Origin of the sequence: uncultured Allobaculum sp., from assembly GCF_948576815.1 — a bacterium.
In the GTDB taxonomy this organism is placed as follows: domain Bacteria; phylum Bacillota_I; class Bacilli_A; order Erysipelotrichales; family Erysipelotrichaceae; genus Allobaculum; species Allobaculum fili.
Genome location: NZ_CAPAEZ010000083.1, coordinates 1 through 10115, shown reverse-complemented (window position 1 = coordinate 10115; position 10115 = coordinate 1). Strand labels below are relative to the sequence as shown.

11 protein-coding genes are annotated in these 10115 nt (G+C 50.2%); 9 read left to right on the top strand and 2 right to left on the bottom strand.

The window, feature by feature from the left end; genetic code table 11:
• Positions 1–120: 120 nt before the first annotated feature.
• Together Q2J39_RS09680 and mnmE are read right to left on the bottom strand one after the other, a co-directional pair.
• On the bottom strand, positions 121–726 hold the full coding sequence (locus Q2J39_RS09680) for a DUF1622 domain-containing protein (protein WP_230268397.1): 606 nt from the start codon (positions 724–726) through the stop codon (positions 121–123).
• 28 nt (positions 727–754) lie between these two features.
• Positions 755–2086, bottom strand: a complete 1332-nt coding sequence (gene mnmE, locus Q2J39_RS09675; protein WP_288340410.1) for a tRNA uridine-5-carboxymethylaminomethyl(34) synthesis GTPase MnmE — start codon at positions 2084–2086, stop codon at positions 755–757.
• Between the two features lie 355 nt (positions 2087–2441).
• Here mnmE and Q2J39_RS09670 point away from each other — a divergent pair, with 355 nt between their 5' ends.
• The 9 genes from Q2J39_RS09670 to Q2J39_RS09630 all read left to right on the top strand — a co-directional run bounded on the left by Q2J39_RS09670 (position 2442) and on the right by Q2J39_RS09630 (position 10026).
• Entirely contained in the window at positions 2442–3041 is a 600-nt protein-coding gene (locus tag Q2J39_RS09670; RefSeq protein WP_230268395.1) for an L-threonylcarbamoyladenylate synthase, read from the top strand.
• A 227-nt stretch (positions 3042–3268) separates the two neighbouring features.
• The gene (gene lysS, locus Q2J39_RS09665) at positions 3269–4780 is read left to right on the top strand and encodes a lysine--tRNA ligase (protein WP_230268394.1); all 1512 of its coding nucleotides are present in this window, start codon (positions 3269–3271) and stop codon (positions 4778–4780) included.
• Positions 4781–5150: 370 nt separating this feature from the next.
• Positions 5151–5948 carry a histidine kinase N-terminal 7TM domain-containing protein gene (locus Q2J39_RS09660; protein ID WP_230268393.1) on the top strand — a complete coding sequence of 266 codons (798 nt, stop codon included), beginning with the start codon at positions 5151–5153 and terminating at the stop codon, positions 5946–5948.
• Positions 5887–6744, top strand: a complete 858-nt coding sequence (locus Q2J39_RS09655) for a hypothetical protein (protein WP_288340407.1) — start codon at positions 5887–5889, stop codon at positions 6742–6744. Before Q2J39_RS09660 ends, Q2J39_RS09655 begins: the two co-directional genes overlap by 62 nt.
• 38 nt (positions 6745–6782) lie before the next feature.
• Positions 6783–8072 carry a sensor histidine kinase gene (locus tag Q2J39_RS09650; RefSeq protein WP_288340405.1) on the top strand — a complete coding sequence of 430 codons (1290 nt, stop codon included), beginning with the start codon at positions 6783–6785 and terminating at the stop codon, positions 8070–8072.
• A gap of 107 nt (positions 8073–8179) precedes the next feature.
• Positions 8180–8497: a response regulator gene (locus Q2J39_RS09645; protein ID WP_288340403.1), complete on the top strand. Its 318-nt coding sequence runs from the start codon at positions 8180–8182 to the stop codon at positions 8495–8497.
• On the top strand, positions 8476–8721 hold the full coding sequence (locus Q2J39_RS09640) for a response regulator transcription factor (protein WP_288340401.1): 246 nt from the start codon (positions 8476–8478) through the stop codon (positions 8719–8721). Before Q2J39_RS09645 ends, Q2J39_RS09640 begins: the two co-directional genes overlap by 22 nt.
• 283 nt (positions 8722–9004) lie before the next feature.
• Entirely contained in the window at positions 9005–9331 is a 327-nt protein-coding gene (locus Q2J39_RS09635) for a hypothetical protein (RefSeq protein ID WP_230268388.1), read from the top strand.
• A 281-nt stretch (positions 9332–9612) separates the two neighbouring features.
• A complete protein-coding gene (locus Q2J39_RS09630) occupies positions 9613–10026 on the top strand; it encodes a hypothetical protein (RefSeq protein WP_288340398.1) in 414 nt (137 codons plus the stop codon).
• The last annotated feature ends 89 nt before the right edge of the window (positions 10027–10115 follow it).

Sequence of the window (10115 nt, the reverse complement as noted above, 5' to 3'; positions counted from 1 at the left end):
AGGAACTAACCTGATTTGTAAGTGAGCTTGTGAAGCTTAAGTGAACAGCATTGAGGAAATATACGTAAAAAAAGGTTCATTTTCCACGAATGGAAAAATGAACCTGAAATGGATCCAGATTTATTCGGTTTGCGGATCGTTTGAGGCGGAATTCGAAGCCGTATTCTGGGCATCCAGCTGACGGCGCAGAGATTCGACTTCATTTCGCAGTTCATCCATTTCTTCGGCTGAACGGGTACGGTTTTCGTTATGGAGCAGGGAGAAATGATAGGTTGCTCCCGAACGCGAAGACTTGGATCCATGGCTTTCTTTTATACGCTGAGCGGGAGGAAGCGAAAGATCGCTTTCATCAGCACTCTTCAGTTCCCGGTCGATCAGAACGACCATGCAGGCCTTGACCACAATGAGAAGAAAGACTTCGAAAATATCCATCAGGGACGCCGCTGTGATCGTTCGCAGAATTTCGGCACCCAGCTTGAAGGTCAGACCAAGAGACTGGCCATGAAGCAGATAGACGCGGGCATAGCGTTCATGACGAAACAGCTTGAAGAACGCCGAAACGGTGGTAAAGACGATCAGGATGATCGACATCAGCTCCAGCAGATACATGGAAAAGGCTGCCAGATCCATGACCACTTCATGAAACAGCCGGGTCGTATCCGACATATAGGCGGCTTCGCGCAAAACGATGGGCGCGCTGGCGGATAAGGTGGAAATAAAATACATGAAAAAGTACTCCTAGCGGGCGTTTTCCTTATTTGCCCAGACAGAAATTGGTAAACAGGGTATCGAGAAGATCTTCCCGGTGAACTTCACCGAGAATCTCCTTGAGATGATCGTGTGCAGACAGAAGATCAATTTCGATCAGATCCGGCTCTATGCCGTTTTCCATAGCTTCTCTGGCGCGATCCATATCCTGTCGGGCCTGACTTAGAAGCCCGAGCTGCCGTTCGTTGGAAAGACGCGGCTGCCATACGATCTGATCGCTCGTGAACAGATGGCCGAGCGCTTCGCTCAAGCCGCCCAGATCTTTGTTCAGAGCGGAAATCGAGACGGCGCCAACCATTTCAAAGGCGGGGGCAAGATCCTTTTTGTTCAGGATCAGAATGCGCCGCTTGTTTTCGGTCATCTTCAGAAGCTCCTGATCCTGTTCGTCGAGAGGTCTGGACGCATCCAGAACGAGCAGAACAAGGTCCGCATCTTCAATCGACTGACGGCTTTTTTCAATACCGATCCGCTCGATCTTTTCTGCCCCTTCTCGGATGCCGGCGGTATCGACAAGATTGAGAACAAAATCGCCGATCTGAACACGGCCTTCGACTAAGTCGCGCGTCGTTCCGGCAATATCCGTTACAATCGCTTTGTCTTCCCGCAGCAGAGCGTTGAGCAGAGAACTTTTGCCGACATTCGGCTTGCCGGCAATGACCGTCCTGATGCCGTCCTGTACCATCATCCCGGCTTTCGAACGTTCGATAATTTCATCCATGCGTTCAATAATTTCACGCGAATGAGGCAGGAGCGTTTCCGCCGTCATTTCGGCGGCATCTTCGTATTCAGGATAATCGATATTGACTTCGATATTGGCGATCAGATCCATCATGGAATCGATCAGCGGCTGAAGCAGCTTGCGGATTTCTCCGCGAATGGAGTAGATGGCCTGTCGGCTTCCGGCATCGGTGGACGCATCAATCATGTCTTCGACCGCTTCCGCCTGGGACAGATCAATCCGGCCGTTCAGAAAGGCGCGCTCCGTAAATTCGCCGGGTCGGGCCATCCGCGCGCCGTTTTTCAGGAGCAGCGAAAGAATCTTGCGGGTAACGAGCGGTCCGCCGTGTGCATTGATTTCCACAACATCCTCGCACGTATACGATCGAGGGGCACGGAAAACAGAAACGAGAACCTCGTCAACCGGCGTCTGGTTTTCTTCAATATATCCATAATGAATGGTATGGCTTTTCGCGGCGGAAAGATTTCCGGAAAAGAGGGAATCCGCGATCGCAATCGCATCGTCGCCCGAGAGCCGGATAATGGAGATGGCTCCGCGCGCCAGCGGGGTAGCAATCGCCGCAATGGTATCTTCAAACATGTAAAACCTCCTGAAGCTGAAACCGGCCGCGCCGTTCAGCCAAAAGCGTGTAAACAGGCAGATTAAAAAAACAGAAGAAAGGCAGACCGTAAAACCCGGCCTGCTTTCTTATCTTCCTCTTAACGAGAATAGCACACCCGGCCAATGTATCCGCATCCCAGGAACGATCGCCAGGACAAGGGCTGCCGGCGATTTGGGATCCGAATCCGAATGCAGACAAGCCGGACACGTACGCTGCAGAACACCGATCTGGCTTTTGGGCAAGCCAGGCCGGCTCTGGTTGTGTACAATGCTTAAGGCACTATATAGTAGAAACCCAAATAAATTAAGCGGAAATTCTAAAGCAGGTGAAAAAATGAAACAGTATTCGAGTACACAGACTCGTGAAATGGCTCAGGATCTGAAGGACGGAAAAATCCTCGCGTTTCCGACCGATACCGTATATGGCGTCGGCTGCATTTGCGGTGATCTGGACGCCCTTCAAAGACTGAAACAGATTAAAAAGAGACCGGAATCCAAACCGATCCCGATGATGTGCGCATCTCTGGATCAGGTCGAGGATATCGTTGAAATTTCCCCGCTGGCGCAGAAGCTGGCGGACGCATTTTTACCTGGCGCCATGACGCTCATCGTACGTCTTAAAGAAAACGCCAGTCGGGAATACACGAACGGGAAGGATACGATTGCCCTTCGCATTCCGGATGCGCCGGTACTGCTCGATGTCATGCGTCAGACAGCCAGACCGCTGATGGTCAGCTCCGCCAATCTTTCCGGCGAACCGGCTGCCCTTTGCATGAAAGAGGCTGCCGATATGCTTCCGGCACTCGACGGAATTCTCGACGGTCCCTGTCAGGAAGGCATCGCCTCCACCATCGTGGACTGCACCGGGGACGCACCTGTAATCCTTCGTCAGGGACCTATTCATCTCGAAGAGATTAAAAAAGTCCTTGGCTAAAGCCATACAGCCTGTCGCAGGCATAGCGGGCGTCTGTACGGGTTTTCGAACAATTTGACAGAGCCCGAAAAAATGAATACTCTGAAGAGAAAGCAAAACGAAAAATGGTCAGAACTGTTTTTGATAAAGTGAATTTGAACGCTTTTTCCAAACTGGAAAGCGAACGGTCTGATCTGCAGACTTTTGTTTTGCGCACCGAAAATATGTAAACAGAAAGGAATGTCATCATGAGCCAGAAAGGCAATAAAGATAACGTAAAACTGACTGAACAGGAAAAAGTCCGTCGTCAGAAAATGCAGGATCTGATCGATATGGGCGTTGATCCATTCGGCCAGGCCTATCCAAGAACCCACCGAACCAGCGATATTCTGCCGGTTTATGCGGATAAATCCAAAGAAGAACTCGAAGAACTTCAGGTTCCGGTTAAAGTCGCCGGCCGCATTATGACCAAGCGCCGCATGGGCAAAGCCGGATTCATGCATATCCAGGACCGTGACGGCCAGATCCAGATTTACGTACGTAAAGATACGGTAGGCGATGAGGCTTACGAAGTGTACAAGAAAAACGATATTGGCGATATTGTCGGCATTGAAGGCATTCTGATGAAAACCGATCATGGTGATATTGCCGTACGCGCCAAAGAGTACACGCACCTTTCCAAATCACTCCGTCCGCTTCCGGAAAAATTCCATGGACTGACGGATATGGAAGAGCGTTTCCGTCGTCGCTACGTCGATCTGATCATGAATGACGATGCCCGCCGCATTGCAATTACGCGTCCGAAAATCATTCGTGCCATTCAGCAGTATCTTGACGGCCAGGGCCTGATTGAAGTCGAAACGCCAGTTCTGAATACCATTCTTGGCGGTGCGGCAGCCCGTCCGTTTGTAACGCATCACAATACGCTCGACATCGATATGTATCTGCGTATTGCTACTGAGCTGAACCTGAAGCGTCTGATTGTCGGCGGACTCGAAGGGGTTTATGAAATCGGCCGTCTGTTCCGTAACGAAGGGATGGACCAGACCCACAACCCGGAATTCACAACCGTTGAAGCGTATGTGGCTTACTCCGATCTGCGGGGCATGATGGACCTGATCGAAGGTCTGTTCCGTTATGTAGCACAGAACGTTCTCGGTACGCAGACCGTAACGTATCAGGGTACGGAAATTGATCTTTCTAAGCCGTTCGCTCGTCTGAAAATGTCCGAAGCGGTTTTCGAAAAGACCGGCATCGACTTCGAAAAAATTACCGATTTCGAAGAAGCGAAGAAAATTGCGGAAGAACACGGCATTGAACTCGAGAAGAAGCACAACTCGGTTGGTCACATTCTCGACCTGTTCTTCGAAAAATATGTGGAAGAAACGCTGGAACAGCCGACATTTGTCTACCATTATCCAGTAGAAATTTCCCCGCTGGCCAAAAAGAACGCGGAAGATCCGCGCTTCACCGACCGGTATGAGCTCTTCATCAAAGGCCACGAATACGCCAACGCCTTCTCTGAGCTCAACGATCCGATTGACCAGAAAGAACGCTTCCTCAATCAGCTCGCTCTGCGCGAACTGGGCGATGATGAAGCGAACGACATGGACGTCGACTACGTAGAAGCCCTCGAATACGGCATGCCGCCTACCGGCGGTGTCGGCCTCGGCATTGACCGTTTTGTCATGCTCCTGACCGATCAGAGCTCGATTCGCGAAGTCCTGCTCTTCCCGACGATGAAGCCCCTCTCGGACTAAATAAGCACAAAAATCAGGTTTAAACAGCGTTTGCGCCGTTTTGTTAATCGAAAAAATGTCGTAAAACGGGGTTACCGCAAATTTTAAACAAATAACTTTTTGAGCATCGCTCGTGATTTCCGACAGAACCTTGGACTGTATAGTTCGGGGTTCTTTTTTTTCAGAAAGCAGAAATAACCGTACGGCGTATGACCGTGCAGACTTTTTCATTCATACGAGCGGACAGGCGAGATGGCGATGTTCAGCTGCTCCTGACGGGTCAGTCCCAGCCTGGCTAAATCAAAAATATGGCTGCCTCGGTTCTTCGGGAAAACGTTACCTGTACCTTGCCCGAATAATAAAACAAGATGAATTAGAAAGGAGGTTCCTCATGACGAAACAGAATCACAAAACAGGTCTTCTTGTAGACGCGATGATCTTCTCTGCTGTTTTCTTACGCGTTCTGGGAAATCTTGGCATATTGGGCGTTCCCAGTGGAATTGTCCGCTCGCTTATTTATATCGCTCTTTATATCGGATGGGAAATTTCCGTCAGCAAACGGATCATTCAGGTAGAGGTGCGCCATTATCTGATTGCTGTTTCAGGTTTAATGGTTTTCTGGTTTATTCTCCGTTCAATGAAATACTATTTCATAACCGATATCGGAACAGCACGGCAACTGTGGGACTGGTACTACCTGCCCATGCTGTTTATTCCGCTGTTTTCTTTGCTTGTTGCCCTCCCACTGGGGAAGCCCGCAAATGCAAAGTTATCGAAAACGACGCTCCTGTTATTAGCTGTTCCTACGGTGCTCTGTCTGCTTTTTGAGCTTACAAATGATTTCCATCAGCTTGCCTTTTCCTTCCCGGAAGGAGAGGCATGGACGGGCGAAAACAATGGATATAGATTCGGGTATTATATCGTTCTCGGATGGGAGATATTTTGTGCTTTGGCGGCATTTGTCATCATGCTGATCAAGTGCCGACTCTCCCAAAGGAAAAAATATCTTCCGTTCTTGCTGTTAACATGCTCGATCGCATATGCCCTGATATATCAGCGGCGCAAAATGGATGCGGCTGATCGGCGGAGACATCACGGCAGCCCAGTGCCTGATGTTTACCGGAATATTGGAAAGCTGTATTCAGAGCGGGCTGATTCAGACCAATACCGGGTACAAATCGCTGCTTGAAGCCGGCTCCATAGGAGCGCAGATCGTAGACACGGACTTGCATACCCGTTATGCCTCTTCAAACGCACCGATGCTGACGGCGGATGTGATACGCTCGGCACAAAAGGACGCGACCATGCTGGATCGCAACACGCTGCTCAGAAGCTGCAGGATCAATGGCGGTCATGTTTTGTGGCAGGAAGATATCACAGACATTACTGCTCTGCTGGAAAAGCTGGAGGAAAACCGGCAAAGGATTTCGGAAAGCGATGATGTGGAGCAGCAAAACTATAAAACCAAGGTAAAGATCAATGCAGTTCGGGAAAAGAGCCGGCTCTATGACCGGCTGCAGGCACACACAGTGCATCAGATCGAGCTGCTCGATCAGCTGCTGACACAAAATGAAGCGGAAGACAATCCGGAAATTCGCCGCAGTCTGCTGGCAAAAGCGGCGGTGATCGGCGCGTACATAAAACGCCGGGGCAATCTGATGTTTATCGGTGAAAGATCGAGCGTAACGGATACCGCTGAGCTGTCCGCCTGTCTGGAGGAATCCCTTGCCAATCTGGAACTGATGAGTGTGGAATGTGCCATGGATATTCCGGGCAAAAACCGCATTTATACCCAGGATGCAATCCGTGTCTATGACTTTTTTGAAGCCGTGACGGAAGCGGCCATGGATGACCTTCGTTTTGTCTGGCTGAAAGCCCGCAGTCTGGAAGATGCGATCGTCTTTTATCTGCATGCGGAAAGCAAAGGCGATTTGTCGGAGCTGTCTGTTCTTGCCGATACGTGCACCTGTGAGGAAGGCGTATAGCGCTTTTCCCTTCGGATCGGAAAGGCGGGTGAACCGGCATGAGGAATTTTTATTTTTCTTCAACTCCGGCACAAACGCCGCTGCTGGTTGCCTTGTTCCTTACCCTGATCCTGTCCCTTTTCGTGATGCTGGCTGCTTACGGTAAACTGCGCGACAAGCGGAATAATATTATGCATCTATCCATATTTGTGCTCGTTCTTATCGTATTGTCCGGGCTGGCGGATGCTTTTTCAAAGATGACCAAAGGACTGGCGTACAGGACATGGCTGCCTCTGCCTATGTGGCTTTTATGGGGCATCACATTAGCGGCAGATCTTCTGCTGATATGGGATATGGCAAAGCTGCACAGACTGGGAAAGCAGACGCTCAGCCGCGATTCCGTCAAGCAGGCTCTGGATATGCTGCCAAGCGGCATCTGCTATTTTACGCCCTCCGGGAGTGTGAAACTGTGCAACCGGCAAATGGATACTCTGTTCCGCACGATCTCACAGAGTGATCTCCAGACGGTTGCGGAACTGCAGGATGCGCTGTCAGACTGCAACGCGTGCAGCGGGGTGATCCAGCTCTCTCCCCAGAGGCAGACTTGTCTTTTTCCCGACGGCAAAGCCTGGCGTTACCGGAAGACTGAAGTGAAAGCGTCGGACGGCACCTTGTATACGGAAGCTATCTTTTCGGATGTCACGGAGCTGTACCATAAAAATCTTGAGCTGAAAGCGCAGATTAAACGGCTGAAAGCCATTTCGCTCGAATTGAAATGGCTTTCTGACAATGCTTTAATCCTGACAAGAGAAAAGGAAGTGCTCGCCGCCAAGACGAAGCTGCATGACGATATGGGAGCGGGACTGATTGCCATACGCCACATTCTTAACCACAACCAGACGGAGGAAGCGGCAAATGCCATTGAGCTGTTCTCCCGTGCGGTCAGCGCTATTAAATACGATAATGACTATTCGCAGGGGCACAGCGAGCTGGACAGATTCCTGCAGGATGCCAGGACCATCGGTATCCAAGTAAACTTATCCGGAGAATTGCCTGAGCAGGAGAAGCTTCGCGGTGTGATGATCCTCGCCATGCGGGAATGTCTGACAAACAGCGTGCGCCATGTCGGATCAACAGCACTGTATATAACGGTGGAGAAAACCGGCGGCAGCATTTCCATGCAGATCACAAACGACGGAAGATCGCCCGAAACGGAGATCGTTCCCAAGGACGGACTTTTCAACCTGTATCGCCATATTCTGGACTGCGGCGGTACGATGGAAATACAGTCGAAACCGGTCTTTGTGCTGACCGTGGTTTTCCCGGGGACAAAGGAGAGTATGAAATGAAACAGGTTCTGATTGTAGAGGATCAGCGGATGCCCCGTGAATACATGGAGCGGGTGCTTTCCGACAGCTGCAGATAGGAGCTGGCCGCCAGTCTCAACGGAGCGGATATGGCTCTTTTGAAATGCGGTCAGCAGCACATTGACCTGATTTTGATGGATGCCTGTACTTCAGGGTGTAAAGACGGCATTGAAGCTGCCGCCGAGACCAAGGCGAAGTTTCCGGACATCCGGATCGTCATCGTCACATCCATGGTTGAGGTGAGCTACCTGAAACGTGCAAAAGCGGCCGGAGTGGACAGCTTCTGGTATAAGGACATCAGTCCGGAAGCACTGATCGACGTGATCGACCGGACCATGGCGGGCGAACATCTTTTTCCGGGCGAAACGCCGAAGGAAAATTGGGATTGGTCGAAAGTACGGAGCTGACGTCAAAGGAGATCGAGGTACTGCGGCTGATCTGTGACGGATTGGAAAACTATGAGATCGCCGCCCGGCTGAATGTTTCGGAAAGAACCATCAAATACCATGTTTCCAACATTTTGCCCAAAACCGGATTTACGAATAGAACCCAGCTTGCCATCGCGGTAACAAAGAAGAATTTTATCGTTCCAAACCTCCCCGAGGAACAGACATTTTCCACAACCGAATAACAAGAACCTGTTCTGTCTATCCTGGCTTTCTTTAGAGCCGGGATTTTTTTTTGAAAATTTTTCTGAAAAAAGTGTCCGAACCTGTACTTAAGGACAGGGCGCGATCGAAAATAACTCATTACAATGGCCACAGTATCAATCTGTAAGGAAAATAAATATCCGTATTCTGTCGAAAACGAGAAGGCCCTGAGAGGCAAGCGGAACACGTGCCGGCTTTTTCTTGCCGCAGCTCAGGCCGAACTTGCTCTGCAGCAGGAATCCTCATCAGGAGAAAGGAGGGGGGATGAAACAGATTCGAAGCGTATTCTTGATTGCGCTGCCTGCGCTGACAGTTCTGGGAGTGACCGGAGTTCGTCTGTTTCGTTATTTTGCTGCTGAACGGATCATGGAAAATGGCGGCTCGATGAATCCGGACACTGTGGATGGTTCAGAGACTCCTACGATAGATGGTTCAGAGACTCCTACGATACTGGATGGCGATCATACATACGCCGATAATGAGATGCTGCTTCAGGTGATTTCAGGCACTTGGTCAAGTGAGGACGGGCATTATGTCATAGAGCTGGACAGCGGCTGCCGCATCAAGCTTTTACTGGATGGCGAGCAATAGCTGGATGATCCTATTCAATTTGTCTATCTTCAGCCGGGAATCGTCCAGTCTACGGAGTTTTTCCTGGATACCTGCGTATTGCAGAGGAAAGATGGATCCCCTGCGGGGGAAATCACTTCCTTTTACCATGAGGCCTCGGATGAAGATACTGACGGCAGACTGATCCTGGAGCTCGACCTTGCGGACAGCAGCAAAACAGTCGAGTTCAAAAAGCAAGAGAAATAACCAAAGATACCGTGAAGAATTTGCATTCTGAATCAACAAAAACGGAGAAAATTACCATGACTAACGGCAGACAGATATTTTTGAAGATCACTTCTATCCTGATGATCGCAGGCGGCATCATCGCAGGGATCGCCGGGGTGATCGCGATTCTTGGTGTCAGTGCACTGGCGGCGCTGGCGGGGAGTGCAGATGGAACGGGTATCCTCTACGCGAGTTCCATCATCGTGACAATCAACTCGGTGATTGAGATCATCGCCGGCGTAAAAGGTCTCAGGGCGTGCAAAGTCCCTGAGAATGCCAGCAAATGCGTGAACTGGGGCATTGGGATCACGGTTCTGAGCATTATTTCTACGGGAATCGGTCTGATCGGCGGCGGAAAGTTCCGTATTACGAATCTGGCGCTCAGCTTGCTGGTACCCGGACTGTACGTCTACGGTGCCTGGAAAACAATGCCCAGTGTAAATGCATAACAGTACACTATAACCATTTTTGAAAGGAAAAATTACAATGCTGTTCACTTAAGCTTCACAAGTGAGCAGTGCCTTGCCTTTCTAGTTTT